This window comes from Variovorax sp. GW821-FHT09B05 (assembly GCF_059418265.1).
The window spans coordinates 24,443-49,555 of record NZ_JBWKPN010000008.1; the positions used below are offsets into that span (position 1 = coordinate 24,443).

27 protein-coding genes are annotated in these 25,113 nt (G+C 70.0%); 17 read left to right on the forward strand and 10 right to left on the reverse strand.

Annotation, left to right across the window (positions count from 1 at the left end; all coding sequences use genetic code 11):
- Window positions 1–110 precede the first annotated feature (110 nt).
- On the forward strand, window positions 111–1,097 hold the full coding sequence (locus AC07RM_RS21075) for a Bug family tripartite tricarboxylate transporter substrate binding protein (RefSeq protein WP_490876747.1): 987 nt from the start codon (window positions 111–113) through the stop codon (window positions 1,095–1,097).
- 8 nt (window positions 1,098–1,105) lie between these two features.
- Here AC07RM_RS21075 and AC07RM_RS21080 read toward each other — a convergent pair whose 3' ends face one another.
- Window positions 1,106–1,414, reverse strand: a complete 309-nt coding sequence (locus AC07RM_RS21080; protein ID WP_143129052.1) for a hypothetical protein — start codon at window positions 1,412–1,414, stop codon at window positions 1,106–1,108.
- Between the two features lie 194 nt (window positions 1,415–1,608).
- On the opposite strand from AC07RM_RS21080, the gene AC07RM_RS21085 reads away from it, so the two are divergent.
- The 7 genes from AC07RM_RS21085 (at window position 1,609) to AC07RM_RS21115 (ending at window position 7,023) form a co-directional block, all read left to right on the forward strand.
- Window positions 1,609–2,274: an alpha/beta hydrolase gene (locus AC07RM_RS21085; protein ID WP_495335756.1), complete on the forward strand. Its 666-nt coding sequence runs from the start codon at window positions 1,609–1,611 to the stop codon at window positions 2,272–2,274.
- Between the two features lie 44 nt (window positions 2,275–2,318).
- Window positions 2,319–2,666 (forward strand): putative quinol monooxygenase, encoded by a 348-nt coding sequence (locus AC07RM_RS21090; RefSeq protein WP_495335757.1) that lies wholly within the window; start codon window positions 2,319–2,321, stop codon window positions 2,664–2,666.
- A 141-nt stretch (window positions 2,667–2,807) separates the two neighbouring features.
- Window positions 2,808–4,367, forward strand: a complete 1,560-nt coding sequence (gene gshA / locus AC07RM_RS21095) for a glutamate--cysteine ligase (protein ID WP_057595652.1) — start codon at window positions 2,808–2,810, stop codon at window positions 4,365–4,367.
- A gap of 202 nt (window positions 4,368–4,569) precedes the next feature.
- Window positions 4,570–4,956, forward strand: coding sequence for a response regulator (locus AC07RM_RS21100; protein ID WP_057595653.1), 387 nt, complete (start codon window positions 4,570–4,572; stop codon window positions 4,954–4,956).
- 110 nt (window positions 4,957–5,066) lie between these two features.
- Window positions 5,067–5,987, forward strand: a complete 921-nt coding sequence (locus AC07RM_RS21105; RefSeq protein WP_431509668.1) for an SDR family NAD(P)-dependent oxidoreductase — start codon at window positions 5,067–5,069, stop codon at window positions 5,985–5,987.
- Window positions 5,988–6,095: 108 nt separating this feature from the next.
- Complete coding sequence (locus tag AC07RM_RS21110; protein WP_495335758.1) at window positions 6,096–6,536, forward strand: nuclear transport factor 2 family protein; 441 nt, start codon at window positions 6,096–6,098, stop codon at window positions 6,534–6,536.
- Window positions 6,523–7,023 (forward strand): MerR family transcriptional regulator, encoded by a 501-nt coding sequence (locus tag AC07RM_RS21115; protein ID WP_495335759.1) that lies wholly within the window; start codon window positions 6,523–6,525, stop codon window positions 7,021–7,023. The genes AC07RM_RS21110 and AC07RM_RS21115 overlap by 14 nt, the downstream gene beginning before the upstream one ends.
- Before the next feature lie 14 nt (window positions 7,024–7,037).
- On the opposite strand, the gene AC07RM_RS21120 is transcribed toward AC07RM_RS21115, so the two are convergent.
- From AC07RM_RS21120 to AC07RM_RS21130, 3 genes are all read right to left on the reverse strand, one after another.
- Window positions 7,038–7,403, reverse strand: a complete 366-nt coding sequence (locus tag AC07RM_RS21120) for an HPF/RaiA family ribosome-associated protein (protein WP_093339896.1) — start codon at window positions 7,401–7,403, stop codon at window positions 7,038–7,040.
- A gap of 140 nt (window positions 7,404–7,543) precedes the next feature.
- Window positions 7,544–9,529, reverse strand: a complete 1,986-nt coding sequence (locus AC07RM_RS21125; RefSeq protein ID WP_495335760.1) for an O-linked N-acetylglucosamine transferase, SPINDLY family protein — start codon at window positions 9,527–9,529, stop codon at window positions 7,544–7,546.
- 144 nt (window positions 9,530–9,673) lie between these two features.
- A complete protein-coding gene (locus tag AC07RM_RS21130) occupies window positions 9,674–10,102 on the reverse strand; it encodes a CBS domain-containing protein (protein ID WP_093339891.1) in 429 nt (142 codons plus the stop codon).
- A 263-nt stretch (window positions 10,103–10,365) separates the two neighbouring features.
- Here AC07RM_RS21130 and ylqF point away from each other — a divergent pair, with 263 nt between their 5' ends.
- From ylqF to AC07RM_RS21150, 4 genes are read left to right on the forward strand one after another with little or no spacing between them, the layout of a single operon-like run.
- A complete protein-coding gene (gene ylqF / locus AC07RM_RS21135; RefSeq protein ID WP_093339888.1) occupies window positions 10,366–11,340 on the forward strand; it encodes a ribosome biogenesis GTPase YlqF in 975 nt (324 codons plus the stop codon).
- An 11-nt stretch (window positions 11,341–11,351) separates the two neighbouring features.
- Window positions 11,352–11,957: a Crp/Fnr family transcriptional regulator gene (locus tag AC07RM_RS21140; RefSeq protein WP_495335761.1), complete on the forward strand. Its 606-nt coding sequence runs from the start codon at window positions 11,352–11,354 to the stop codon at window positions 11,955–11,957.
- Window positions 11,958–11,991: 34 nt separating this feature from the next.
- Window positions 11,992–12,585, forward strand: a complete 594-nt coding sequence (locus AC07RM_RS21145) for an anthrone oxygenase family protein (protein WP_495335762.1) — start codon at window positions 11,992–11,994, stop codon at window positions 12,583–12,585.
- Window positions 12,586–12,642: 57 nt separating this feature from the next.
- A complete protein-coding gene (locus tag AC07RM_RS21150) occupies window positions 12,643–13,056 on the forward strand; it encodes a PaaI family thioesterase (protein ID WP_495335763.1) in 414 nt (137 codons plus the stop codon).
- Window positions 13,057–13,061: 5 nt separating this feature from the next.
- Here the strand turns inward: AC07RM_RS21150 and AC07RM_RS21155 are convergent, their stop codons facing one another.
- A complete protein-coding gene (locus AC07RM_RS21155; RefSeq protein WP_495335764.1) occupies window positions 13,062–14,291 on the reverse strand; it encodes an acyltransferase family protein in 1,230 nt (409 codons plus the stop codon).
- A 190-nt stretch (window positions 14,292–14,481) separates the two neighbouring features.
- Between AC07RM_RS21155 and AC07RM_RS21160 the strand changes: the two genes are divergently transcribed.
- Window positions 14,482–15,453: a LytTR family DNA-binding domain-containing protein gene (locus AC07RM_RS21160; protein WP_495335765.1), complete on the forward strand. Its 972-nt coding sequence runs from the start codon at window positions 14,482–14,484 to the stop codon at window positions 15,451–15,453.
- Between the two features lie 216 nt (window positions 15,454–15,669).
- Window positions 15,670–16,872, forward strand: coding sequence for an ammonium transporter (locus AC07RM_RS21165; protein ID WP_296781462.1), 1,203 nt, complete (start codon window positions 15,670–15,672; stop codon window positions 16,870–16,872).
- Between the two features lie 21 nt (window positions 16,873–16,893).
- Here the strand turns inward: AC07RM_RS21165 and AC07RM_RS21170 are convergent, their stop codons facing one another.
- Complete coding sequence (locus AC07RM_RS21170; RefSeq protein ID WP_495335766.1) at window positions 16,894–17,235, reverse strand: hypothetical protein; 342 nt, start codon at window positions 17,233–17,235, stop codon at window positions 16,894–16,896.
- Window positions 17,236–17,378: 143 nt separating this feature from the next.
- Here AC07RM_RS21170 and AC07RM_RS21175 point away from each other — a divergent pair, with 143 nt between their 5' ends.
- Both AC07RM_RS21175 and AC07RM_RS21180 read left to right on the forward strand, forming a co-directional pair.
- Window positions 17,379–18,443 carry a GNAT family N-acetyltransferase gene (locus AC07RM_RS21175; protein WP_495335767.1) on the forward strand — a complete coding sequence of 355 codons (1,065 nt, stop codon included), beginning with the start codon at window positions 17,379–17,381 and terminating at the stop codon, window positions 18,441–18,443.
- 125 nt (window positions 18,444–18,568) lie between these two features.
- Window positions 18,569–19,504, forward strand: a complete 936-nt coding sequence (locus tag AC07RM_RS21180) for a M14 family metallopeptidase (RefSeq protein ID WP_495335768.1) — start codon at window positions 18,569–18,571, stop codon at window positions 19,502–19,504.
- A 22-nt stretch (window positions 19,505–19,526) separates the two neighbouring features.
- Here AC07RM_RS21180 and AC07RM_RS21185 read toward each other — a convergent pair whose 3' ends face one another.
- The 4 genes from AC07RM_RS21185 to AC07RM_RS21200 all read right to left on the reverse strand — a co-directional run bounded on the left by AC07RM_RS21185 (window position 19,527) and on the right by AC07RM_RS21200 (window position 24,582).
- Window positions 19,527–19,850 (reverse strand): hypothetical protein, encoded by a 324-nt coding sequence (locus tag AC07RM_RS21185; RefSeq protein ID WP_495335769.1) that lies wholly within the window; start codon window positions 19,848–19,850, stop codon window positions 19,527–19,529.
- Between the two features lie 17 nt (window positions 19,851–19,867).
- Window positions 19,868–21,616, reverse strand: coding sequence for an ORC-CDC6 family AAA ATPase (locus tag AC07RM_RS21190; RefSeq protein ID WP_495335770.1), 1,749 nt, complete (start codon window positions 21,614–21,616; stop codon window positions 19,868–19,870).
- A 149-nt stretch (window positions 21,617–21,765) separates the two neighbouring features.
- A complete protein-coding gene (locus AC07RM_RS21195) occupies window positions 21,766–22,665 on the reverse strand; it encodes a peptidoglycan DD-metalloendopeptidase family protein (protein ID WP_495335771.1) in 900 nt (299 codons plus the stop codon).
- Between the two features lie 102 nt (window positions 22,666–22,767).
- Window positions 22,768–24,582 (reverse strand): glutamine--tRNA ligase/YqeY domain fusion protein, encoded by a 1,815-nt coding sequence (locus tag AC07RM_RS21200; protein ID WP_495335772.1) that lies wholly within the window; start codon window positions 24,580–24,582, stop codon window positions 22,768–22,770.
- A gap of 137 nt (window positions 24,583–24,719) precedes the next feature.
- Here AC07RM_RS21200 and AC07RM_RS21205 point away from each other — a divergent pair, with 137 nt between their 5' ends.
- Window positions 24,720–25,067, forward strand: coding sequence for a hypothetical protein (locus AC07RM_RS21205; protein ID WP_093341198.1), 348 nt, complete (start codon window positions 24,720–24,722; stop codon window positions 25,065–25,067).
- Window positions 25,068–25,113 lie beyond the last annotated feature (46 nt).

Genomic DNA, 25,113 nt, shown 5'->3' on the forward strand with positions numbered 1-25,113 from the left:
GGGCGCTTATGCCCGGATCGGCCTAAGCATCTGACGAATGGGTCGTTCGCGCGCGGGCGGCGGCGCGACAGAATCGCGCGCGTTCTCCAGTCCGTACCCGAAAGTTCTCCATGCGCGTCCCCTCCCTGTTCAAGCCGGCCCTCCTGTTCTGGGCCGGCGCGTCGATCGCCCTGGGCGCGCAGGCGCAAACCCCCGCTGCTTCCTATCCGGCCAAGGCGGTCCACATCACCGTGGCCAACACGCCCGGCAGCTCGCCCGACGTGCTCGCGCGCTACCTCTCGACGCGGCTGTCGGAGCAATGGAAGCAGCCGGTGGTGGTCGACAACAAGGCCGGCGCGGCCGGCATCCTCGCGGCCGACGGGCTTGCCAAGGCGCAGCCCGACGGCTATTCGCTGCTGGTGGGCGCCGACGGCCCGATCACCATCCTGCCGAACCTGCAGGCCAGCCTGCCCTACGACGCGCGGCGCGACCTGCTGCCGGTGGTGTCGCTGGGCCAGATCGACTTCGTGCTGGTGGCCAATCCCAAGACCGGCTATCGCAGCGTGGCCGATTTCGTGCGCGCCGCCAAGGCGCAGCCGGGCCGCATCAACTACGCCTCGGCCGGCAACGGCAGCCCGCAGCAGCTGGGCATGGAGCTGTTCAAGCAGAAGGCCGGCATCTACGTGACCCACATCCCGTACCGCGGCGGCCCGCTGGGCATGCAGGACGTGATCGCGGGCCAGGTCGACGTGATGCTGATCGCCGTGGGCCCGGCGCTGCCGCACATCCGCAGCGGCCGGCTGGTGGCGCTGGGCACGGGCGGCGAGAAGCGCCATCCGCTGCTGCCCGAGGTGCCGACGCTGGGCGAGAGCTACCCCGGCTACCGTGCCGGCACCTGGTTCGGCCTGTTCGCGCCCGCGAACACGCCGCAGCCGGTGGTCGACGCGATCGCGCAGGAGGCCGGCCGCATCGTGCGCACGCCGGCCGCGCGCGCCGACCTCGCGGCCCAGGGCATCGAGGCCACCGGTTTCGCGCAGCGCCAGTTCCAGGGCCAGGTGGCGGCCGAGTACGAGCGCTATGCGCAGATCGTGAAGGCGAACGGGATCAAGGCGGAATAAGGCGCCGGTCAGCGCACCGACTTGGCCAGCGCCCGCGCGAAGGCCGCGACGTCCTCGTCGCGGCAGACCTCCGCGACCAGCGGCGCATGGCCCTGCGCCACGGCCGCCAGCGCCATCGCCTTCTTCGGGCACAGGCCCAGGCAACTGGACTGCACCACGCGCAGCCGAATCGGCACATCGCGCAGCTCGTGCTTGAGTTCCTTGCGCACCGGCCTGGCCTGCAGCTTCGCGGGGCCGTCCTTGCGCGCCTCGCATTCGCCGCAGACCAGCACGAGGCCGCCGAGCTTGGTGTCTACCAGGGGTGGGGAATGGCTCACGCGGGGTCCTTCGCTGGGGTTCTTTCGGACCATCTTGGGGGCGGGGCCGCGCCGCGCAAGTCGGCCGAGCGGCCGTCCGGGTGCGCGGGATGCACCGGATCCCTGCGCTGGATCAATGTCCCGGGCCGCCCGAATGCGCTAAGGTCCGGCCATCCGCGCCTGTTTGGCGTACTTTTTCACGACTTTCACCGACCATGTCCCGTCCCCCCATCGAGATCGAAACCGCCCCCCATCCCACCGCCACGGTGATCGTGATGCATGGCCTGGGCGCCGACGGCAACGACTTCGTGCCCATCGCCAACGAGCTCGACCTCTCGAGCGTGGGCCCGGTGCGCTTCGTGTTCCCGAACGCGCCCGTGATCCCGGTCACCATCAACGGCGGCTACCAGATGCCGGCCTGGTACGACATCGCGGTGGCCGACCTGGTGGCGCGCGAGGACGAGGCCGGCCTGCGCCGCTCGCAAGCCACGATCGAGGCGCTGATCGCCAACGAGAAGGCGCGCGGCATCGCGGCCGAGCGCATCGTGGTGGCCGGCTTCTCGCAGGGCTGCGCAATGGCGCTGATGACCGGCCTGCGCCACGGCGAGCGGCTCGCGGGCATCGTCGGACTCTCGGGCTACCTGCCGATCGCGGCCACCACCGCGGCCGAGCGCCATGCGTCCAACCACGACACGCCGGTGTTCCTGGCGCACGGCCGGCAGGACCCGGTGGTGCCGATCGCGCGCGCCCAGCAGTCGCGCGACGCGCTCGCGGCACTGGGCTACGCCGTCGAATGGCACGAGTACGCGATGGCGCACTCGGTCTGCATCGAGGAGATCGGCGACCTCAACGCCTTCCTGCTGCGCGTGCTCGCACGCTGAACCGGCGGGCCGAGGCGCCCGCGACACTCGAAAGGAGACACCCCATGATCCTCGTCATCGGCCATGCCACCGCCAAGCCCGACACCCTGCAGGCCATGCTGGCGATCAGCGTCGAGCACGTGCAGCGCTCGCGCGCCGAGCCCGGCTGCCTCTCGCACGAGGTCTCGACCGACGCGCTGCAGCCGCTGCGGCTCACCTTCGTCGAGCGCTGGAGCGACATGGCGGCGCTGCAGGTGCATTTCCGCGTCGAGGCCTCGCGCGCCTTCGGCAAGGCGCTGGCCGCGATGGCCGACGGGCCGCCGCGGATCCACGTCTACCAGTCCGACGAGATCGACCTGGCCGGCCTCGCGGGCCGCTCGGGCGCTGCGCCACGGACCCCCGAAAAGAGCTGATCGCGTCAGCGCGTCGAAAGGTGATGCTATGGAAAAAATAGCGGACCGCAGCATAGCCGGCAGCGGGTTTCCCTGCACGAGCAGCGCCCGCGCCGCCGTGCTACCTTCCAGCCCCTCAGAAGATTGATGGGTCATAACAATATGAGCAACAGATTGCAGGAGAGGCTGGGTTCGCTCTCGGCCGGGCGGTTGAAAGGCATGCGGCGCGGCATCGAAAAGGAAAGCCTGCGCGCGCTGCCCGACGGCAAGCTCGCGCTGACGCCCCATCCGCTCGCGCTCGGCTCGGCGCTGACCCATCCGCACATCACGACCGACTTCAGCGAGTCGCAGCTCGAGCTGATCACGGGCGTGCACGGCGACGCCGAGGCCGCGCTCGACGAGCTGACCCGCGTCCACCAGTTCACCTACCGCGTGCTCGACCAGCTCGGCGACGAGCGCATGTGGGTCTCGAGCATGCCCTGCGGCCTGCCGACCGACGAGACCATTCCGATCGGCCGCTACGGCTCGTCGAACGTGGGCCGCGCCAAGAGCGTCTACCGCATGGGCCTGAGCCACCGCTACGGCCGCCGCATGCAGACCATCTCGGGCATCCACTACAACTGGTCGCTGCCCGAGGTCTCGAGCGAAGCGTATTTCGCGCTGATCCGCAACTTCCGCCGCCACGCCTTCCTGCTGCTGTACCTGTTCGGCGCCTCGCCGGCGCTGTGCTCGAGCTTCGTGGCGGGCCGCCCGCACGAGCTGCAGCCGCTGGGCGACGGCAGCATGTTCATGCCGCACGGCACCTCGCTGCGCATGGGCCGCCTGGGCTACCAGAGCGACGCGCAGGCCTCGCTGGCCGTGAGCTACAACAGCCTCGAGGGCTACGGCGCCTCGCTGCAGGACGCGCTCACGCGCCCCTGGCCGGCCTACGAGGCCATCGGCATCCGCAACCTCGGCGGCGACTACAACCAGCTCGGCACCAGCCTGCTGCAGATCGAGAACGAGTTCTACGGCACGATCCGCCCCAAGCGCGTGATCAACCCCGGCGAGCGCCCGCTGCATGCGCTGCGCGAGCGCGGCGTCGAGTACGTCGAGGTGCGGCTGATGGACCTCGATCCCTTCGAGACCGTGGGCATCAACGCCCAGACCATGCGCTTCCTCGACGTGTTCCTGCTGCACTGCCTGCTGAGCGACAGCCCCGACGACACGCCGCAGGAGATCGCCGACCTGGCGCACAACCAGCACCTGACGGCCGCGCGCGGCCGCGAGCCGGGCCTGGCGCTGCTGCGCGGCGGCCAGCCGGTGTCGCTGGTCGACTGGGGCCTGGAGCTGGTCGAGCAGTGCGCGCCGATCGCCGAGCGGCTCGATGCCGCGCACGGCGGCACGGCCCATGCCGAGGCGGTGCGCGCCGCGCGCGAGGCGCTGGGCAACCCCGACAGCCTGCCCTCGGCGCGCGTGCTCGCGGCCATCGAGCACGAGCATGCCAACTCCTTCATCGGCTTCATCCGCGCGCGCTCCGAGCAGACCCGCGCCGCGCTGATGGCGCTGCCCTTCTCCGACGCCCAGCGCGCCGTATTCGCGCGCATGACCGAGGACTCGATCCAGGAGCAGAAGCGCATCGAGATGGCCGACACCATGCCCTTCGAGATCTACCGCGAGCAGTACGTGTCGCCCACGCGCCTGGGCGTGGGCAAGGGCCAGCGGGTGGCCGTCGCGGCCTGACGGCGGGTCGCCCGGCCGCCGGCTGACGACAGCCGTCTTGGCCCGTGGCCTACAGGCGGTCGGTGCCGCTGGCTCACGCTGCACCGCCGCATGGCTGAGAGGATCGGACCATGCAAGCCGTCGCCCGCCAGCCGTTCCCTCCCGCCTCGTTCCGCGCCCTGGCCGATCCGCAACGGTGCGGCACTGCGCGGGGCGGGCGATCATGAGTCTCAAGGCCTATCTCGTCGAAGACAGCCCCGTGATCCGCGAGAACCTCGTGGGTTTCCTCGAGGACGTGACCGAGACCGAGGTGCTGGCCGTGGCCGGCAGCGAGGACGAGGCGGTGGCCTGGCTGCAGCGCCACCGCGACGACTGGGACCTGACCATCGTCGACCTGTTCCTCGAGCGCGGCAACGGCCTGGGCGTGCTCGACGCCTGCCGCCAGCGTTCGCCGCACCAGAAGGTGGTGGTGCTCAGCAACTACGCCACCGCCGAGATGCGCGACCGCTCGCGCCTGCTGGGCGCCGACGCCTTCTTCGACAAGTCGGCCGAGCTCGACCAGCTCGTCGCCTACTGCGAAACCCTGCACGAAACCTCGTCGCACGAGTGACTGGCGGGACCGCCCGGGTACGGCCGCGCGGTACTTTCTGAGGTAAAACGCGCCGCGGCGCGTGCGGTTCGGACGCGCCCTCCATCCATCCTCCGAGAGACCGAGACGACATGAGCAACGACAGCAGCATCGACTTCCAGGGCCGCGTGGCCATCGTGACCGGCGCCGGCGGCGGCCTGGGCCGCCAGCATGCGCTGGCCCTCGCGGCGCGCGGCGCCAAGGTGGTGGTCAACGACCTCGGCGGGGCGCGCGACGGCTCGGGCGGCTCGGTGAGCGCGGCGCAGGCGGTGGTCGACGAGATCAAGGCCGCGGGCGGCGAGGCGATCGCCAACGGCGCCTCGGTCACCGACTTCGAGGCCGTGCAGGCCATGGTGCAGCAGGCGGTCGATGCCTGGGGCCGGGTCGACATCCTCGTGAACAACGCCGGCATCCTGCGCGACAAGAGCTTCGCCAAGATGGAACTGGCCGACTTCAAACTGGTGGTCGACGTGCACCTGATGGGCGCCGTGAATTGCACCAAGGCCGTCTGGGCGCTGATGAACGCGCAGAAGTACGGCCGCATCGTGATGACCACCTCCTCGAGCGGCCTGTACGGCAACTTCGGCCAGAGCAACTACGGCGCCGCCAAGCTGGCGCTGGTGGGCCTGATGCAGACCCTGAGCATCGAGGGCGCGAAGAACGACATCCGCGTCAACTGCCTGGCGCCCACCGCGGCCACGCGCATGACCGAGGACCTGTTCCCGCCCGACATGCTCGAGGCCTTCCAGCCCGAGGCCGTTGTGCCGGCGATGCTGGTGCTGGCGGCCGAGAACGCACCTACGCGCGCCATCCTGTGCGCGGGCGCCGGCACCTTCGAGGCCGCGCACATCACGCTCACGCAGGGCGCCTGGATCGGCATCGGCGGCGACACGCCCGAGCAGCTGGCCGCGCGGCTCGACGAGGTGCGCGCGCGCGAGGGCGAGCAGGTGCCCCAGAGCGGCACCGCCCAGGGCGCGAACGAGGTCGCGAAGGCGAAGGCGGCGCGCGGCTGAATTCCGCCCGGGCGTTCATGGCGCTTGACCTCGAGTGCACACGAGCACTTCCAATGAAATCCACCGGGCCCTCCGGTGCTTTCCATTGACGCTCAAGAGGACATCGCCATGACCACGACCACCACCGCCAGCAACAAGGCGCTCATCCAGCACATCCACGCCCAGCTCGACCAGGGCAACAGCCGGCCCTTCCTTGAAGGCTTCGCCGACGACGCGACCTGGAAGCTCGAGGGCAGCACCGCCTGGTCGCGCACCTACCGCGGCAGGAAGGCGATCCGCGAGGAGCTGCTGAACCCGCTGTTCGCCCAGTTCGCCACCCCCTACACCAGCCGCACCGAGCACGTCCTGGCCGACGAGGACCGGGTGGTGGTGCAATTCAGCGGCGACGTGCTGACCCATGCCGGGCGCCGCTACAACAACCGCTATTGCTACGTCTACCGACTCGAAGGAGGCCTGGTGAAGGAACTGATCGAGTATTTCGACACCGGCCTGGTGGCCTCGGCGCTGGACGCGCCGGCGGTCGCGGCCCCGGCCGATGCCGGCGGCTGAGGCCCGGCGCGGCGTCGCGCAGGGCACGCCGTTCCTGATCGGCGAGCTGGCGCAGCGCACCGGCCGCAGCGTGCATGCGATCCGCTGGTACGAGAGCCAGGGGCTGGTGCCCGGCGTGGTGCGCGACGCGGGCGGGCGGCGCCTGTACGGCGAGCCCCACATCGGCTGGCTCGACCTGATGGACCGGCTGCGCCGCACCGGCATGTCGATCGCCGAGATGCGCGAGTACACGGCGCTCGCGCTGCGCGGCCGCGCCACCCTGGCCGAGCGGCGCGCGCTGCTCGCGGCGCACCGCGAGCGCGTGCAGCAGACCATCGCCGATTGGAAGCGCGCGCTGTCGCTGGTCGACCGCAAGATCGACTTCTACGACGCCTGGATCGAGAGCGGGCAGCGCCCGCCGCTCATCCCCACCGGCGCGCCCGAGCCGGCGCGGCCACCGCGCCAGCCGGACGCGCCGGCGCCTTCGCGCCGCGCGCGTCGAAGCTGAAGGGCGCCGAAGGCTTATTCGGCCACCAGCCCCATGCCGCCGTCGCGGCGGATCGACTCGCGGTCGCGGTGGTTGTGCAGCCGGCCCAGCGTGCTGTCGAGCAGGCGCTTGAGCTTGTCGGACGCGCCGCGGAAGGCCTCGTCCATGCTGGACGCGTGCTGCTTCACCGCCAGCGGCTGGTGGTGCGCGAGCCGCGCTTCCATCACGCAGCACTTGTCGCGTTCGCCGGCCTTCTCGTGGTTTTCGTCGCTCAGGTGCACTTCCACGCGTGTCACGTCGTCGGCGAAGCGCTGCAGCTGCTGCTGGATCTCGGTGTCGGCCCAGCGCTCGAGCGCTTCCTTGTTGTCGATGCCGTTGCTCGTGTTGACCTGTATCTGCATGTCCAGTGTCTCCCTTCTTGGATGTCAGGTTGGAGGATCGAAACGAGTCTTCACTCTGAACGCTGAAACCGTGGCGCGCGTAGGCCAAGGCCCTGCCGGCGGGCCGGGCAGGGTTGGCGATCCGCGGACGAAGGGACGGGCTACGCGCCCAGGCGCGGCACCACGATGTGCTCGGGCGGCAACGCCGCCCGGTGGCGCTCCCAGGCCGCGGCGAAACCGTTTTCGAGATGGCGCGTGTAGGTCGCGGTATCGAACAGCGCGCAGTGCCCGCGCGCGGCGGCCAGCTCGGCGCGCAGGGCCGCGAGGCGCGGCGGGTCGGTGGCGAGCGCCAGGGCCAGCGCCTCGTAGGCGGCCGGGGAGTCGGTCGCGAGCTGCGGGAAACCGGCAGCACCCAGCAGGCTGCCCGCCACGCGGCCGGCGAAGGTCTGGCCCACGCAGCTCACGAGCGGCAGCCCGGCCCACAGCGCGTCGCTGGCGGTCGTGTGGGCGTTGTAGGGCAGGTTGTCCAGGCACAGGTCGGCCAGCGCCAGGCGCTGCAGGTGGGCCGACTGCTCGGCCCAGGGCGCGAACACCAGCCGCTCCGAGGCGATGCCGTGCGCGGCGGCGCGCTCGCGCAGGTTCCGTTCGTAGGCTTCTGTGCCGCCCTTGAGCCAGAGCACGCTGCCCTCGACCCGCGCGAGCAGCCGCAGCCAGATGTCGAAGAACGCGGCCGTGAGCTTCTGGCCGTTGTTGAAGTTGCAGAAGACGAAGGCCGCTTCCGGCAGGCCGGCATCGGCGCGCGACAGCGGCCCGGTGGCGGTCTCGCGGCGCGAGTCGTTGGGCTGGTAGGCGTCGGGCAGGTAGAGGATCTTCTCGCTGTAGTCCGCACGTGCCGCCTCGGGGATCAGGAAGGGATCGGCCACCAGGTAGTCGATGAAGGGCGCGCCCAGCGTGCCCGGGAAGCACAGGTAGCTGAGCTGCAGCGGCGCCGGCCGCAGCGCCAGCACCGAGGGCCGCGCATCGATGGTGTAGCCGCCGAGGTCCACCAGGATGTCGATGCCGAGGTCGGCGATGGCCTGCGCGGTCTCGCTGTCCGACAGCTCGTGCGCGTCGACGAAGCGGTCGAAGGCCCGCTCGAGCCGCTCGCGCATCGCGCTGCCGTCGCTCTGGCGCAGCGAGATCGCCGTGACCTCGAAGCGCTCGCGGTCGTGGCGCTCGAACACCTCGGCCACCAGGAAGGAGGTGGCGTGGCGCCCGAAGTCGGCCGAGATGTAGCCGACGCGCAGGCGCTCGCCCTCGGCGCGCACCGGCGCGTGCAGCGGTTCGGCCGCCATCGGGTAGTGGCGCTGCGCATGCAGCCGCGCCACCTGCAGCTGTTCCTGCGGCGTGGAGGGCAGGATCAGCAGCGCGAAGGGCTCGATGCATTCGCGCTGCGCGCGGATGTCCTCGCGCAGCAGCGCCATCTGGGCGTCGAAGTCCTGCCAGTCGGCGATGGCCGCGCGCGCATAGAGCAGGCCGCCGCGCGCGAAGGCGTAGTCGGCGTCGCCGGGATGCTCGCGCAGGGTCCGGTCGTACAGCTGTGCCGCGTCCGCGAAGCGCCGCGCCTGGCACAGCGCGGTGCCGTAGTTCTCGATCAGCGTGGGATGCGCGGGCTGCAGCGCCAGCGCGCTTTCGTAGCACTGAAGTTCCTGTGCATGCAGGCGCAGCTTGCCGCAGGCTGCGCCGCGGTTCATGTGGGCCTCGAAGGCGCCCGGGCGCAATTGCACCGCGCGGTCGAAATGGGCCAGCGCTTCGGAGGCCTTGCCGAGCGCGAGCAGCGCGAGGCCCAGGTCGTGCTCGGCCTCGAACAGGTTCGGCTGGCGCTGCAGCAGCGTGCCGAAGGCCTCGGCCGCGGCGCGGTGCTGGCCCGACTTCTGGCAGGCCACGCCGAGGTAGTACCAGCTCTCGAGGGAATTCGGGTCGTAGTGCAGCGAGGCGCGCAGCCGCTCGATGGCTTGCGGGAAGTCCTGCGTCTGGCCCGCGATGAAGCCCAGCAGCCGGTTCGCGGCGGCCATGTGCTGGCCTTTTTTCAGCAGCTGCAGCAGCACTTTCTGCGCAGCGGAATACTGGCCCTGCCGGAAAAGCAGTTCGGCCGACTGCAAGCTCATTGCAGACCCTTGTGGTTCGGTGATCTTGGGGGGAGGGCCACGAGGTGGCGCCCGGCCGCGAGGGGCGGGCGCGCGCAGTCTAGCGTCGTCCGGTCGCGCCTGCCTGACGCGGGGGCCGAAAAAGGGCGGCGGCGCCGCCTTCGCTCAACTCTGGATGTAGTGCGTGAGTTGCTCGATGGTCTGCTCGTGGTCGGCAATGATGTCGTCCATCAGGTCCTGGATCGAGATCATGCCCACCACCCTGTCGCCGTCGACCACCGGCAGGTGGCGGAACTTGCGCTGGCTCATCAGCGCCATGCAGGTCTGGGTGGGGGTCTGCGGGTTCACGGTCATCACGTCGGGCGTCATGATCTCCGAGACCTTGACCTCCTTGGAGTTCTTGCCCTGCAGCGCGACCTTGCGCGTGTAGTCGCGCTCGGAGAGGAAGCCGACCAGCCGGTCGCCCTCCATCACCATCAGGGCACCGACCTCGAAATGCGCCAGCGTGGCCAGCGCATCGAACACCGTGGTGCCCGGCGAGGTCCGCCAGGCCGCGGAGTCGTGACGTTTGAGCAGTTCGGAGACGGGTTTCATCGCGGCAACTCCTTGAAAAAAGTCTGGATTCGACCGACGCCGGAAGGCGCGCTCTGCGACAAATCATAGGGGCTGGCACGCGCGAGCGGCGCAAGACTTTGCAAGCGTGCGGCCATGCGCCGCGCGGCAAAGACCCCGGTATCCCCGCGCGGCGGGGGCGTATCGATCGATTCAGGTTCGCGGTTCACAATGCGCACCCCGGACCGGTGCATGCACCGTCCCATTCCATCCCGCAGCCACAAACACAAGAAAGACACGCACCGATGGCGATCCAGTGGTTCCCCGGTCACATGCATCTCACGCAGAAGGCGATCACCGAGCGCGTGAAGGACATCGACGTGGTGATCGAGCTGCTCGACGCGCGGCTGCCCGGCTCGAGCGCCAACCCGATGCTCGCGCGGCTGACCGCCAACCGGCCGGCGCTCAAGGTGCTCAACAAGCAGGACCTGGCCGACCCCGAGCGCACCGAGCGCTGGCTCGCGCACTACAACGGCCTGCCGGCCACGCGCGCGATCCCGCTCGACGCCAGCCTGTCCACGCCCGCGCAGCAGATCGTGCGCGCCTGCCATGCGCTCTCGCCCAACCGCGGCGGGCTCGCCAAGCCGATGCGGGTGCTGATCTGCGGCATTCCGAACGTGGGCAAGTCGACGCTGATCAACACCCTGACCGGCGGGCGCAAGGCCAAGACCGGCGACGAGGCCGGCATCACCAAGCTCGAGCAGCGCATCACGCTGGCCGACGACTTCTACCTCTGGGACACGCCCGGCATGCTGTGGCCGCGCATCGTGGTGCCCAAGAGCGGCTACAACCTCGCGGCCAGCGGCGCCGTGGGTCGCAATGCCTTCGACGAGGAGGAGGTGGCGCTCGAGCTGCTCGGCTACCTCAAGCAGCATTACGCGGCGGGGCTGGTGGCGCGCTTCAAGCTGGTCGAGCACGAGCATGCGCCCGGGGAGCTCGCCGAGATGCGCGACGAGGCGCTGCTCGACACCATCGGCCGCAAGCGCGGCGCGCTGCTCGGCAAGGGGCGCGTGAACCTGCAGAAGGCGGCCGAGATCGTGATGCACGAGTTCCGCGCCGGCAACCTCGGGCGCATCACGCTCGAGACGCCCGAGGAGTTCGCCCAGTGGCTGGCCGAGGGCCAGCGCGCCGATGCCGAGCGCGAGGCCAAGAAGGCCGCGCGCAAGCAGCAGCGCAAGGGCGGCAAGGCCGCGGCCGCCGAGGACGACGCGGTCGCCTGAGGCACCGGACCATGCAGCAGCCGGCCGCCACCGATGCCGCCTGGCACGCGGCCCTGGCGCGCCGCTTCCCCGAACTCGGTGCCGGCCCGCTCGCCGCGCTCGCCGGCGCGGCCCGCCGCGAGACGCTGGCGCCGCATGCCGTGCTGCTGGCCGCGGGCAACGCCTGGCGCCATGCCTTCTGGGTCGAGCGCGGGCTGCTGCGGCTGTACTACCTCGACGCCGAGGGCCGCGAGTCGAACAAGAACTTCCATGCCGAGGACGCCTTCGTCTGGCCCGTGACGCCGCTGCTGCGCGACGAGCCGGCGGCCTTCTTCATCGCGGCGCTCGAGCCCGCCGTGGTGCGCTGCCTGCCGTGCGACGCGCTCGACGCGGCGGTCGCGGCGCTGCCCTCGTGGACCGCGCTGCGGCTGGCGGCGCTGGCGGGCCTGTTCGACGACAAGCTGCGGCGCGAGCAGGCCTTCCTGCAATGCGACGCGCGCGCCCGCTACGAGGCGCTGCTGCGCGAGCGGCCCGACTGGGCGCGGCGCATTCCGCTGCGCCACCTGGCGTCCTACCTCGGCATGACCGATGTTTCGCTGTCGCGGCTGCGCGCGGAGATGGGGCTTATCGCAGGTTAAGGCGGGCCGGGGCGGCGCGCGCCACAGTCGGCGCATGTCGCCACGTACCTCACCGATCTCCTTCGCGCTGTCTCTTGCAGGCTGGGGCCTGCACGGCCTCGCCGTCTTCGCCTTCGGCCTGATGGCCGGCTTCTTCTGGGCCTACGGCTTCAACGTCAGCCTCGCCACGCTGCAGATGGACGGCGCGAGCTATGCCACCGTGCAGTCCAGCCTCAACCGCCATGTGCGGCACGCGATGTTCTTCGGCTTCTTCTTCGGCCCGCCGGTGCTGTGCGCGCTGGCGCTCGCGGCCGCACGGGGCGAATGGCGCGAATGGCGGCGCGGCTGGTTCGGCCTGCTCGCGTTCGCGGGCGTGCTCTATGCGCTGGGCATCGTGGTGTTCACCGCGCAGGTGAACCTGCCGCTCAATGCCTACACCGAGTCGTGGGATCCGCGGGCTCTGCCGCCCGATTGGGCCGAGACGCGCGCACGCTGGCATGCCGCCAACCTCTGGCGCTGCGCGGCCAGCGCGCTGGCCTTCGCGCTGTCGATCGCGGCGCTCGCGCTGCGTGCGCGGGCTGTCGCCGATGCAACTGCCGCGCGCGTTCCGGTCACGGACGCGACGGACCGGGCCGGGGGCGCTTCGTAGAGTGGGCTCGACCCATTCTGGTCGACAAGGAGAGTCCCCCTCTCGAAGGAGCATCCGATGCTAGACACCATCCAGGCCTTGAATCGAACGGCCGCATTCAACCGCTGGGCCGGCTTCGAAGTCATGCGCGCGGAAAAGGGCGAGGCCGAGCTGCGCATGGCATGGCGCGAGGCCGACATGGGCCAGTACGCCGGCTTCCTGCATGCCGGCATGATCGGCGCGCTGCTCGACACCGTCTGCGGCTTCGCGGCCGCCACCGTGGCGGGCCGCGTGCTGGCCTCGCACTTCTCGGTCGATTGCATGGCGCCCGCGTTGGGCCGCGTCTTCGTGGCGCGCGGACGCGTCGTGAAGGCCGGGCGCAAGCAGGTCTTCACCGCCGCCGAGCTGTTCGGCGAGGCCGAGGACGGCACGCTGAAGCTGCTGGCCACGGGCAGCACGATCCTGGTGCCGGTGCCCGACGACAAGGGCTGAGGCCTTCAGCGCGCGGCCGTCAGGGCCGCCGCGGGCGCCCGATCCGGCGTCCGCTTTTCCTGCGGCGGCAGGCCGAACAGCGGCCGCAGCCAGCGCACGCGGCGGATCAGCGCGTCGTTGAGCAGCCAGCAGCTGCCCAGCGTGACCGCGAGGATCAGCGCCGGCTCGAGCACCGGGCCGAGCGCCAGCGGCGCCAGCCAGACGATCGCCAGCACGATCAGCGTCTGGTGCAGCATGTACCAGGGATAGACCGAGGCATTGGCCCAGCGCAGCCAGGGCCAGGGTCGGTTCAGGTAACGGTGGCCATGGCCGAGGAGGGTGGCGACCGCGGCCCAGAGGTAGAGCGAGCGCAGCACGGCGTTGACTTCGTTCGGCACGCTGCCGGCGCCCAGCGTGCGCGCCGCGATGTAGGCGGCGACCACCGCCACGGCCAGCGCCAGCGACACGCGGCGCAGCCGCTCGAGCTCGCGCCAGATGCCGCTGTCCGCGCCCATCCAGTAGCCGTAGAGGAAGACGGTGAAGTAGATGCTGTGCAGGAAGGGGTCGCGCACCAGGTTGTGGGTCGGCGGGTAGTGCGGCGCCAGCAGCAGCGTGAAGGCCGCGAGCGGCAGCGCCGGCAGCAGCAGCAGCCAGCCGCCGCGCAGCCCGTTGAAGGCCCGGCGCAGCGCCTGGCCTGCGGCGGAACGCCACAACGGCAAGGTGAGCGCCACCGCGGCCGTGTAGACGAACAGGTACGGCAGGTACCAGAGGTGGTTCCAGGTGATGCCGAACTCGGCGCCCGCGAAGGCGCCTTTGGGCCAGGGCTGGCTCATCGGCAGGTAGCGCAGCAGGAAGGCGCCGAAGCCCGGCGCCACCAGGCCGTTGGCCACGCCTTCGGCATAGGCCTGCCAGGGCACGACCACCGCCATGCCGAAGGCCAGCGGCAGCATCAGCCGCAGCCCGCGGCCGCGCAGCAGCGCCGCCGTGCCCTGGTGGCGGCTCAGGAAGGCCAGCGAGACGCCCGAGATCAGGAACACCAGGTCCATGCGCCAGAGGTTCAGGATCCGCATCGGCCACTGCAGCCATTCGGCCGCATGCGGGCTCTTGAGGTGCCAGGGCCAGTCGGCCACGTAGTACATCGCCACGTGGTAGACGATGACGAGCAGGAAGGCGAGGGCGCGCAGGGCGTCGATGTCGTGCCGGCGCGGGTCGGTGGCCGGCGGGACGGAGTTGCGTGGAAAACGGTCGGCGGGCATGGGGGCTCCTGGATCGGGGTGAACGAGCGGCCATGGTCCGGGCGCGGCGCGGCGGCGGCGCATCCGGGGGACGGACCGCCCGGGCTTTGTGACGAGCGGTGGTCCCGGTGGGACGAAACAGGGGGCGAAATCCGTCCCCGGGCCGCCGCTGTCGCCCCATTCGCCACGCGGATCGCGACAATCGCCGGCCATGGCCGGCCCGCGCAAAGACCTCTACCACCGCTACGAGCCGATCCGCCGCTATGTCGAGGTCGGCTTCTGGATCGTCGTGATGGCGCTGCAGGCGCTGTTCAACACCACGGTGGCGATGGTCGACGCGCGCTCGCGCGCCGTGCCGCGCGAGACCTGGGAGATCGTGGTCTGGGAGGGCTCGAGCCACCTCGTGCTGCTGCTGCTGGTGCCGGCCATCGTGGCGCTGGAGCGGCGGCTGTCGCCGCTGGCCTCGCTCGCGCCCGGCAGGCTGGTGCGCTACCTGGCCTGGCATCTCGCGGCCAGCGTGGTGTTCAGCGTGCTCCACGTGATGGCGATGTTCGCACTGCGCTCGCTGGCCTACGCCGCCGCCGGCGAGCACTACGCCTTCGGCGGCTGGGCCGCGCAGTGGGGCTACGAGTACCTGAAGGACGTGCGCGCCTACGTCTCGATCGTGTTCGGGATCTGGGCCTACCGGCTGTTCATGCTGCGCTGGCAGGGCGAGGCGCGGGTGCTCGACGCGCCGGACGAGGCGCCTGAAGGGCCGCAAGGGCCGCCACGCCCGGCCGATGCCGCGCCCGCGCCGGCCGCGGACGAGCTACCGCCGCCGCCCGCCATGCCCGCGCCACCCCCGGCGCCCGCGCGCCCCGAGCGCTTCCTGGTGCGCAAGCTGCGCCGCGAATTCCTGATTGCCGCCGGCGACATCGACTGGCTGCAGGCCGAGGGCAACTACGTCGGCCTGCACGTCAACGGCCACGACTACCTGCTGCGCGCCACGCTGACCGATTTCCTGACCCAGCTCGATCCCGCGCTGTTCGTGCGCGTGCATCGCAGCCATGCGGTCAATCTGTCGCGGCTGCGCGAGATCGAGCCGCTCGATGGCGGCGATGCCCGGCTGCACATGCACGACGGCAGCACCGTGCCCTGCAGCCGGCGCTACCGCGAGGCCCTGCGCGGCGCCACCGCCGCCTGAGCCGCCGCCCGAGCCGCCGCGAGGGTGCGCCATGCACCGTCAGGCGCCATCCGTTCCGGTGCGCCGCGCCTGCTCGACGGACTCTCCAAGCCCCATCTCGGCCCGTTTCGCACCATTGACGAGCTTACAGGCACCATTTTTGCTTCATTGGCCCGCCGTCCTGCTGAATTCAGGTGCGGTGCACCAAATCAATCCAAAAACCAGCAAGAAGCTCCAATGGACGCACTCAAACAGGGCGCAGACGCGCTGTTCATCCTTCTAGGCGCGATCATGGTGTTGGCCATGCATGCGGGATTCGCCTTTCTCGAACTCGGCACGGTCCGCAAGAAGAACCAGGTCAATGCGCTCGTGAAGATCCTGGTCGACTTCTCGGTCTCGACCATCGTCTACTTCCTCGTCGGCTACGGCGTGGCCTACGGCACCCACTTCTTCGTCAGCGCCACCGAGCTGTCGGCCCGCAGCGGCTACGACCTGGTGAAGTTCTTCTTCCTGCTGACCTTCGCGGCCGCCATCCCGGCCATCATCTCGGGCGGCATCGCCGAGCGCGCCAAGTTCTGGCCGCAGCTGATCGCCACCGCCGTCATCGTCGGCTTCGTCTATCCCTTCTTCGAAGGCATCGCCTGGAACAAGCACTTCGGCATCCAGGACTGGATCGCCTCGGTCACGGGCCATGAGTTCCACGACTTCGCGGGCTCGGTGGTGGTGCATGCCGTGGGCGGCTGGCTCGCGCTGCCGGCCGTGCTGCTGCTGGGCGCGCGGCGCAACCGCTACCGCGGCGACGGCTCGCTGGCCGCGCATCCGCCGTCGAACATCCCGTTCCTCGCGCTCGGCGCCTGGGTGCTGTGCGTGGGCTGGTTCGGCTTCAACGTGATGAGCGCGCAGACCATCGACAAGATCTCGGGCCTGGTCGCGGTCAACTCCGTGATGGCGATGGTCGGCGGCACGCTGGTGGCGCTGGCCATGGGCAAGAACGACCCCGGCTTCGTCTACAACGGCCCGCTGGCCGGCCTGGTGGCGGTGTGCGCGGGCTCCGACCTGATGCACCCGATCGGCGCGCTGGTGGTGGGCGGCGTGGCCGGCGCCATCTTCGTCGCGATGTTCACGCTGACGCAGAACAAGTGGAAGATCGACGACGTGCTCGGCGTCTGGCCGCTGCACGGCCTGTGCGGCACCTGGGGCGGCATCGCGGCCGGCATCTTCGGCACCCAGGCACTGGGCGGCATCGGCGGCGTGAACCTCGGCGCGCAGCTCATCGGCACCGCCATGGGCGTGGTCTGGGCGCTGCTCGGCGGCGCGCTGGTCTACGGCGTGCTCAAGAAGACCGTCGGGCTGCGGCTGTCGCAGGAAGAGGAATTCGACGGCGCCGACCTCTCGATCCACCACATCTCGGCGACGCCGGAGCGCGAAGTCAACTGGTGAACGGTTCGCGGCGGGGGCGGCTCAGCACTTCTGGAAGCGCGGGCACTCGGCCACCGCGCGGATCGCCACCACCGTGTTCTCGCCGTCGAGGTGGCGCGAGACGAACTCGACCGGCGTGCCGTCGGCGATGTCGGCCGCGAGCTTGCGGTCGGCCAGCCTGAAGGTCTGGGTGGTGAACGGCAGTTTCGAGCGCGGCGGAATCTTCAGGTGCAGGTACAGCTTGCCGCCGGGCTCCTCGTGCGAGGACATCAGGCGGGCGCGCGTGTAGACGGGGTCGGTCTTCGTTTCCTCTGCGGCGGCGCCCGCGAGCGCGAGCAGGGCCGCGGCGGCCAGGGCCAGGCGGGACAGCGGCGGGAAGGGCATGTGCGAACTCCTCGTCGAAGGGGGCGGAAATGCCATTGTGAAGCGCCAACCTTCGGCCAAGCCAAAGATGCGCTCGCCCGCGCGCGCGACGCGACCGCGCTTCGGCACAATCGCGCCCCCGACAAGAACATGGAGGACGGGAGATGGCGAACCACGCGATCGAGATCCGGCGCTTCGATGTCCACGCGGACGATCCGTCCGAATGGGCGCGCTTCCACCGTTTCCGGCGCCTTCGCGACGAGGAGCTGCACCCCGGCGAGCCGCAGGCGGCCGATGCCGACTTCGAGCACGACGCGCGGCGCCCCATGCCCTTCTTCGAGGCCGAGCGCTTCGTCGCGCGCGAAGGCGACGAGCTGGTCGGCAACATCATCCTCTGGCGGCGCCGGCCCGACGCACCGAACAGCGAGCCGTTCGCGTTGCACGCGGAGGCCTGGCTCGGCGTGCTGGGCGCGCACCGGCGCCGCGGCGTCGGGAGCCGGCTGCTCGTGCCGTTGCTGGCCTTCATGCGCGAGCACCGCAAGACCGTCGCGACGATGAACACCTTCTACCCGCCGGGCCATGCCTTCCTCGAAGCCTCGGGCGCGGTCCTCAAGCACCGCGTGGTCGAGAACCGCATGCCCATCGACGGCCTCGACGCGGACGAGCTCGCGCGCTGGAGGGCGCAGGGCACGGCCGGTGGCGCGCTGCGCTTCGAGATCCATCCCGGCCGCACGCCGATGGCGCGCCTCGCGCAGCTGATGGCGCCGTTCTCAGACCTGTTCAACGACATGCCGCTCGGCGAACTCGAGCTGCCGCCCGCGCGCTACGAGCTCGACGGCTATGCCAACTGGTACCGCGAACTCGACCGCAGCGGCGGCGAGCACCACCTGGTGCTGCTGGTCGACGCCGACGGCACGCTGGCCGCGATGTGCGAGGCGCACTGGGACCCGCGCACCCCCGACCGCCTGCACCAGCGCCTGACCGGCGTGGCGCGCGCCTGGCGCGGCCGCTTGCTGGCCAAGGCGGTGAAGGCCGCGATGCTCGACAGCGTGCGCGCGCTGCATCCCGAACTGCGCACCGTCGTGACCTACAACGCCGAGGCCAACGCGCCGATCCTCGCGATCAACCGCCGGCTGGGGTTCGAGGTGCATCGGCGGCAAGGGGTCTATCAGCTGGGGGTGGAGGCGTTGGCGGAATGCCTGGCGCGGCGGGGCGAATCGGCGGCATGAAGCGCAAATTGCGCCGATACGCTTCAGATTTGAAGCGTATCGGGCCGGAACCGGTGCCCAGCAAGAACGCGCCGCCTGTAGCAAACTCGCGCGACCCGTTCCCGCCCGAGCCGCCACACCCCACCATGACCCAATCCCCACCCGCCCTCGAAGTCCTCCCGCGCGATCTCTCCGCCTACCGCCAGGGCAATGTCGGCGTCGAGTACGTGCACCGCTTCGAATCGGGCAAACCGGGCCCGCACGTGCTGATCAACGCCCTGACGCACGGCAACGAGATCTGCGGCATGACGGCCGCCACGCACCTGCTCGACCACGGCGTGCGGCCGAAGATCGGCACGCTCACCGTGAGCTTCGCGAACATCGACGCCTACGAGTCCTTCACCGAGGCCGCGCCCTACGACAGCCGCCAGATCGTCCACAACCTCAACCGCATCTGGTCGCCCGAGTGGCTCGATGGCAGCGAAGACAGCCCCGAGCTGCGCCGCGCGCGCATCCTGCGGCCCGTGGTCGATGCGGCCGACCACATCCTCGACATCCATTCCACCAGCCAGCCGGTGGTGCCGTTCTGGGTCTACCCGTCCTTCGAGCGCAATGCCAAGGTGGCGATGGCCATCGGCCGGCCGCCCGTGCACCTCGTGATGCCCGACGGCCTGGGCTCGGGCACGCCGCTGATCCAGTACGGCAGCCATGGCGGACCCGACGGGAAGGGCGTGGCGATGGTGGTCGAGTGCGGCCAGCATTTCCTGCGCTCGGCCTCCGACCTGGCGACCGCCGTCACCTACGACTTCCTCGCCTACTTCGGCCTGGTCGACAAGGACCCGGCCGCCCCCGCGCCCGAGCCGCAGCGCCGCTTCAAGCTGCTGCAGACGCACGTGATCCAGAGCGAGGACTTCGCCTTCGTGCGCCCGCTGATCGGCTTCGAGACCTTCGCCAAGGGCGAGCTGATCGCCACCAACGGCCCCGACGAGATCCGCGCGCCGGTCGACGACTGCACCGTGTTCATGCCGGCGCAGCGCGTGATCGTGGGGCGCGAGGCGCTCTACCTGACGCAGCCGATCTGAGCCGGGCGACGGGCCGCGGCGCTCAGCAGATGAGCAGGTGCCGCGGCACGTCGATCGTGCTGTAGTCGGCGTGCCAGTAGTGCGGGTCGTCGCAGAGGCTGAACACCACGTGCTCGTTCGCGTGGCGATCGCCGAAGCGGTCGCACAGCGTGACATGCACCGAGCCGGGGTCGGGCCAGTCGGCGCCGGCGTCGCTCACGCGGTTGCCCGCGGCGACCTCTGCTGCCACCACGGATTGCAGCGCGGGGTGCAGGCGGGTGTTGAGCAGCGCGAGCGCGGCGGCGCGCGAAGCCGGGGGCATGGCGGGATCGAGGCAGGCGGTGGTGAAGCTGTGGCGCCCAGGCATGGCCGGATGCTCGCTTCTCAAGCCGCCAGCGCACTGCGCGCCGGAATCTTCTCGAAGCAGTGGTTGCACAGCGACTGCTTCACGAAGGCCGCGTGCGTGGTGTCGACCGGTTTCTTGCAGTGCTCGCACATGAAGGCCTCGCCGACCGCGAGCTGGAATTTCTGGAAGAAGGCGTCGCTCAGGTGGATGCGGCGGATGTCGCGGATGTCGTCGCGCACCTTGAGGTTCTCGAGCGTGTTGTTGTCGAGCGCGGTGCGCGTGATGTTCAGGTGGTTGTAGCAGCCGTAGTCGATCGAGTAGACGTTGAAGGTCTCGCCCGCCATGTCCTTGTGCGAGTAGCCCTTCTTGCGCAGGTGCAGCACGCGGAAATCGACCAGACCGAGGATGTGCGGATTGGCCGAGTACTTCTCGCTGATCATGAAGTGGCTCGAGTTCTTGCCGACCACGATCTCCTGCACGATCTTCTCGAGCAGGTTCTTCTCGACCGAGTGCTCGTCGACCTGCTTCTTCTTGTCGGTCTCGTACCAGCCCGAGGTGGCGGCGCGCACGTTCTTGATCGAGATGTGCTTGGAGCCCGAGCTCTTGAACTGCGCGTACGAGTGGATGAAGAGGTTGATGAAGTCGCGCGGGATGCCCGCGCTCGCGATCAGCAGTTCGCCCAGCGCCTTGTTGGTGAGGAAGGCGTTGATGAAGGCATCGTTGTTCTTGCGCGAGGGCAGCAGCAGCTCGTCGGACAGGCTGGGGCTGTGCTGCTCGAGGTGCTTGCACAGCAGCTGGTTGAAGAAGTTGCGGGTCTTGGCCTTGTCGATCTCGAACACGTAGCGGTTGTCGAGCTGGTAGCCGAAGATGTCGCCGCCGTCCTCCAGGCCGTAGAACTTCTCGTCGGTCTTGTGGCCGAGGTCGGTGCGGTTCGGGATCGCGGCGATCTTGAAGCTGAAGCAGCTCGCGATGAAGGACTTCTTGACCAGTTCGGCCAGGTGCTTCTGGGCCGAGTTCGGGATCTCGGACCATTCGTCGATCAGGCAGAAGACGCGGTTCAGCTGCAGTTCCTCGCTCAGGTCCTGCAGCAGGTTCGCGATGTCGAAGACGCTGATGAACTGGTCCTTGCGCCGGGATTCCTGCGACTTGGTCTGCAGGCTGCCCGAGGCCTGCAGCTCGGGCGCCTTCGAGAGCTTGAGCGAGGCGCCGGCCTGCGAGATCGACTCGACGGCCAGGGCCGTTTCCTTGAGCTTGTTGAGCGAGCTGCCGTCGAGTTCGCGCTGGATGGCCTCGAGCCGCTGCTGCAGCTGGCGCTCGGCCTCGACGTCGAGCGGATCGCGGCGCAGCGGAATGACGTCGTCCCGGCCGTGGATGGCGCGCAGGTTGCTCGAGAACGCATTCACCAGGCTGCGGATGACGTTCTTGAACAGGATGACCGCGTACTGCTCCCAGCTCAGGCCGTCGGCCTCGGCATGTGGAAGGATGGTGCGCGCATCGATGTAGACCGCGATCCGCCGCGAGGCCGGGAAGTCGTTGTTGATCTTCTCCTGCAGTGCCTTCAGCAGGTGGGTCTTGCCCGAGCCACGCCGGCCATAGATGACCTGGTTGTTGAGGTTGTGGATGTCGTGCAGCGCGTCCTCGCCCACGTACAGGCCGAGGTAGCTCTGGTCCTGGATGTTCTCGGCGCGCAGCGCGTTCGAGAGCGTCGCGACGGCCTTCTGGATCTGGACGTCGCTGATGGGCATGGCATTGCCGGTCCGGGGCGCGCTGGTCGTGTTCTTCTGCATGAGGGCTGGTGCAAGTGCAACGGACCGGCGCGCGTCCCCGAGATGGGGCCTCCCGGCGCGCGGTCTGAAAACGAATTGTTACTTGCGTCGAGCGCCTTGCCAACAGAGGCGCCCCGGCCCGGACCGCCGGCGAGGTGCCGGCGCAACGTTCAGGCGGAAATGAACAGCGCCGGATCGACCATCGCGCGGTTGAGCATCACCGACCAGTGCAGGTGCGGGCCGGTCACGCGGCCGGTGGCGCCGACCGCGGCGAGCTTGTCGCCGGTCTGGAGCACGTCGCCGACCTTCACGTCGACGCGGCTCAGGTGGCAGTACATGGTCAGCAGGCCGCCGCCATGGTCGAGCCAGACGGTGCCGCCATTGAAGAAGTAGTCGCCGGTGTCGATGACCTTGCCCGGCAGCGGCGCGAGCACCGGGGTGCCGGTGCCGGCCGCGATGTCCATGCCGCTGTGGGGATTGCGCGACTGGCCGTTGAACACGCGGCGCAGGCCGAAGGAGCTCGAGCGGCGGCCCGGCACGGGCACGCGCATCTGCAGCGCGGCATCGGGGCGCAGCTCGGTGCGGGTGGCGGTCACGGTGGCGAGGTGGTCGCGCTCGCGCTCGTAGCGCGCCTGGTCCTCGGGCGAGAGGTCGACGGTGCGCGGCGCCACGTTCAGGCGCTGCTCGCGGTACTGCTTGGGCGCGATGCTGTAGCCGAGCTGGCGCGGCGCGGCGTCGGGCCGGGCCTGCACCGAGATGCTGGCCTCGCCGGGTTCGGCCGCGAGCGGAATGCCGACGATGGCGGTCCATTCGATGGCGTCGCCGAGCACCAGCACGGGCTGGTTGCCGTCGCCGCCGGTCGTGGCCAGCGGGCGCGCGGCCGCGGGGCCGAGCGACAGGCGCGCGATGCCGCCCGGGACCTGGGAGGCGCGTGGCCAGACTTCGGGGGGCTGGGGCTTGGCGGTGCCGGCCTTCCTGGTCGCCGCCGTGGCGGGCAGGGCGAGCAGGGCGGCGGTGCCGATCAGGAGCGTGCGGCGGGTGGAGAGCGGAGCGTGAAGGATGCGTGACATGGGCCGCATTGTGGCGTCATGGCCCGCGCCCGATTGTCGGAAAGCACCATGAAAAACCGGGGCACGCGGCCCCGGTTCATGGTGCGGCAAGAGCGCCGGCGCCTACTTGCCCCAGCTGTCGCGCATGCCCGCCGCGCGGTTGAACACGCGCCGGCCGTCCTCGGCCGCCTTGGCGTCGAGCACGAAGTAGCCATGGCGTTCGAACTGGAAGGCCGATTCGGGCTTCGCTTCGGCGAGCGAGGGCTCGACATAGGCCGCGCAGACCTCGAGGCTGTGGCGGTTGAGTTCATCGAACAACTCGCCGCCGCCCGGATTGGCTTCGGAGAACAGCCGCTCGTAGAGCCGCACCTCCGCCTGCACCGCGTCGGCCACGGCCACCCAGGTGATGTTGCCCTTGACCTTGATCGCGTCGGCGCCCGGGGTGCCGCTCTTGGTGTCGGGCACCAGCTTCGCCTGCACCTCGATGAGCTTGCCCTCGGCATCGCGCGTGGCGCCGGTGCACTCGATGACGTGGCCGTACTTGAGCCGCACCTTGTTGCCGGGGAACAGGCGGAAGAAGCCCTTGGGCTGCACGTCCTCGTAGTCGGTGCGCTCGATCCAGACCTCGCGGCCCAGCTTGAAGGCGCGCTTGCCGAGCTCGGGATGGTGCGGATGGATCGGCGCCGAGCAGTCGTCGAGCGCAGCGTCGCCGCCCATGAGCTCGCCCCAGTTGGTGATCACCAGCTTGACCGGGTCGAGCACCGCCATCGCGCGCGGCGCCACGGGGTCGAGGGTGTCGCGCAGCGCGGCCTCGAGCGCGGCGTAGTCGATCCAGCCGCCCGACTTGGTGGTGCCGCTGCGTTCGCAGAACAGGCGCAGCGCCTCGGGCGTGTAGCCGCGGCGGCGCAGGCCGGCCAGCGTGGGCATGCGCGGGTCGTCCCAGCCGTCGACATGCTTTTCCTCCACCAGCTGGCGCAGCTTGCGCTTGCTGGTGAGCACGTGCGTCACGTTGAGGCGCGCGAATTCGTACTGGCGCGGGTGCGGGCTGGCGATCAGGCCGCCCTCGGCGAGGCGGTCGAGCAGCCAGTCGTAGAACGGGCGCTGGTCCTCGAACTCGAGCGTGCAGATGCTGTGGGTGATCTGCTCGAGCGCGTCCTCGATCGGGTGCGCGTAGGTGTACATCGGGTAGATGCACCACTTGTCGCCGGTGTTGTGGTGCGTGGCCCGTCGGATGCGGTAGAGCGCCGGGTCGCGCATGTTGATGTTGGGGCTCGCCATGTCGATCTTGGCGCGCAGGGTGGCGGCGCCGTCGGCGAGCTTGCCGTCGCGCATCTCGCGAAAGCGCGCGAGGTTCTCCTCGGGGCTGCGGCTGCGGTACGGGCTGTCGGTGCCGGGCTTGCCGAAGTCGCCGCGGTTGGCGCGCACTTCCTCGGCCGACTGCTCGTCGACGTAGGCCAGGCCGGCGCCGATCAGGTATTCGGCCGCGCGGTACATGAAGTCGAAGTAGTCGCTCGCGAAGTACTCGTGCGGCTGCATCACGCCGGGCGCGCTGGGGCGGTCGGCGAGGTAGGTTTCGTAGCCGAGCCATTCCACGGCGTCGCGGATCGAGTCGACGTACTCCTGCTCTTCCTTCTCGGGGTTGGTGTCGTCGAAGCGCAGGTGGCAGACGCCCCCGTATTCGCGCGCCAGCTCGAAATTCAGCCAGATGCTCTTGGCGTGGCCGATGTGCAGGTAGCCGTTGGGTTCGGGCGGAAAGCGCAGGCGGACCCGGGCCGGGTCGCTCATGCCATGGGCGTGGTGTTCGGCATCGCCCGGAGCCCCGCCCCAGCGGCGGCCGGTGTAGGCGCCCTGGGCGAGGTCGTTTTCGATCACGTGGCGCAGGAAATTGCTGGGTGCGGCGGGTGTTTTTGCGACGTCTTTGTCGGTCGGGGAGGTCATCGACGCATTCTAATTTGGGGGATCTTCAGGTTACCTTTGGCAACGCTCTTCACAATGCGGCGGGCAACCACTTTGCATTTGGCGCGTTCAATACGTACATGGGCAGTGAATGCCTTCCCTACAAGGAGTCCAACATCATGAGCGTCACCCGTTCTACCTTCTTCAAGTGGGCCGCCGCAGGCGTCGTCGCCGCCGGTGCCCTGTTCGCGGCCACCTCGGCCAGCGCTCGCGGCGACGTGAGCTGGTCCATCGGCGTCGGCGTTCCCGGCGTGGCGGTGGGCGTGGGCGGCCCCGCCTACTACCCGGCACCGGTCTATGCGCCGCCGGCCCCCGTCTACTACGCCCCGCCGCCGCCGGTGTACTACCGCCCGCCGCCGGTCTATTACCGTCCGGCCCCGGTGTACTACGCGCCGCCGGCCTACTACGGCCCGCGCTACTACGGTCGCGGCTACTACCGCGGTCATGGCCACGGTCACTGGCGCTGAAATGCCACGCTGAATGTGAGCAAATGAAAAAGCCGGTTCTTCGGAA

Bases quoted from the DNA above. Each gene is read 5' to 3' on its own strand.
- ylqF (WP_093339888.1), top strand. From the start codon at position 10,366: ATGGCGATCCAGTGGTTCCCCGGTCACATGCATCTCACGCAGAAGGCG.
- AC07RM_RS21180 (WP_495335768.1), top strand. From the start codon at position 18,569: ATGACCCAATCCCCACCCGCCCTCGAAGTCCTCCCGCGCGATCTCTCC.
- AC07RM_RS21145 (WP_495335762.1), top strand. From the start codon at position 11,992: ATGTCGCCACGTACCTCACCGATCTCCTTCGCGCTGTCTCTTGCAGGC.
- AC07RM_RS21190 (WP_495335770.1), bottom strand. From the start codon at position 21,616: ATGCAGAAGAACACGACCAGCGCGCCCCGGACCGGCAATGCCATGCCC.
- AC07RM_RS21200 (WP_495335772.1), bottom strand. From the start codon at position 24,582: ATGACCTCCCCGACCGACAAAGACGTCGCAAAAACACCCGCCGCACCC.
- AC07RM_RS21195 (WP_495335771.1), bottom strand. From the start codon at position 22,665: ATGTCACGCATCCTTCACGCTCCGCTCTCCACCCGCCGCACGCTCCTG.
- AC07RM_RS21120 (WP_093339896.1), bottom strand. From the start codon at position 7,403: ATGCAGATACAGGTCAACACGAGCAACGGCATCGACAACAAGGAAGCG.
- AC07RM_RS21160 (WP_495335765.1), top strand. From the start codon at position 14,482: ATGGCCGGCCCGCGCAAAGACCTCTACCACCGCTACGAGCCGATCCGC.
- AC07RM_RS21115 (WP_495335759.1), top strand. From the start codon at position 6,523: ATGCCGGCGGCTGAGGCCCGGCGCGGCGTCGCGCAGGGCACGCCGTTC.
- AC07RM_RS21170 (WP_495335766.1), bottom strand. From the start codon at position 17,235: ATGCCCTTCCCGCCGCTGTCCCGCCTGGCCCTGGCCGCCGCGGCCCTG.
- gshA (WP_057595652.1), top strand. From the start codon at position 2,808: ATGAGCAACAGATTGCAGGAGAGGCTGGGTTCGCTCTCGGCCGGGCGG.
- AC07RM_RS21175 (WP_495335767.1), top strand. From the start codon at position 17,379: ATGGCGAACCACGCGATCGAGATCCGGCGCTTCGATGTCCACGCGGAC.
- AC07RM_RS21165 (WP_296781462.1), top strand. From the start codon at position 15,670: ATGGACGCACTCAAACAGGGCGCAGACGCGCTGTTCATCCTTCTAGGC.
- AC07RM_RS21090 (WP_495335757.1), top strand. From the start codon at position 2,319: ATGATCCTCGTCATCGGCCATGCCACCGCCAAGCCCGACACCCTGCAG.
- AC07RM_RS21130 (WP_093339891.1), bottom strand. From the start codon at position 10,102: ATGAAACCCGTCTCCGAACTGCTCAAACGTCACGACTCCGCGGCCTGG.
- AC07RM_RS21100 (WP_057595653.1), top strand. From the start codon at position 4,570: ATGAGTCTCAAGGCCTATCTCGTCGAAGACAGCCCCGTGATCCGCGAG.
- AC07RM_RS21150 (WP_495335763.1), top strand. From the start codon at position 12,643: ATGCTAGACACCATCCAGGCCTTGAATCGAACGGCCGCATTCAACCGC.
- AC07RM_RS21110 (WP_495335758.1), top strand. From the start codon at position 6,096: ATGACCACGACCACCACCGCCAGCAACAAGGCGCTCATCCAGCACATC.
- AC07RM_RS21140 (WP_495335761.1), top strand. From the start codon at position 11,352: ATGCAGCAGCCGGCCGCCACCGATGCCGCCTGGCACGCGGCCCTGGCG.
- AC07RM_RS21185 (WP_495335769.1), bottom strand. From the start codon at position 19,850: ATGCCTGGGCGCCACAGCTTCACCACCGCCTGCCTCGATCCCGCCATG.
- AC07RM_RS21075 (WP_490876747.1), top strand. From the start codon at position 111: ATGCGCGTCCCCTCCCTGTTCAAGCCGGCCCTCCTGTTCTGGGCCGGC.
- AC07RM_RS21125 (WP_495335760.1), bottom strand. From the start codon at position 9,529: ATGAGCTTGCAGTCGGCCGAACTGCTTTTCCGGCAGGGCCAGTATTCC.
- AC07RM_RS21085 (WP_495335756.1), top strand. From the start codon at position 1,609: ATGTCCCGTCCCCCCATCGAGATCGAAACCGCCCCCCATCCCACCGCC.
- AC07RM_RS21155 (WP_495335764.1), bottom strand. From the start codon at position 14,291: ATGCCCGCCGACCGTTTTCCACGCAACTCCGTCCCGCCGGCCACCGAC.
- AC07RM_RS21105 (WP_431509668.1), top strand. From the start codon at position 5,067: ATGAGCAACGACAGCAGCATCGACTTCCAGGGCCGCGTGGCCATCGTG.
- AC07RM_RS21205 (WP_093341198.1), top strand. From the start codon at position 24,720: ATGAGCGTCACCCGTTCTACCTTCTTCAAGTGGGCCGCCGCAGGCGTC.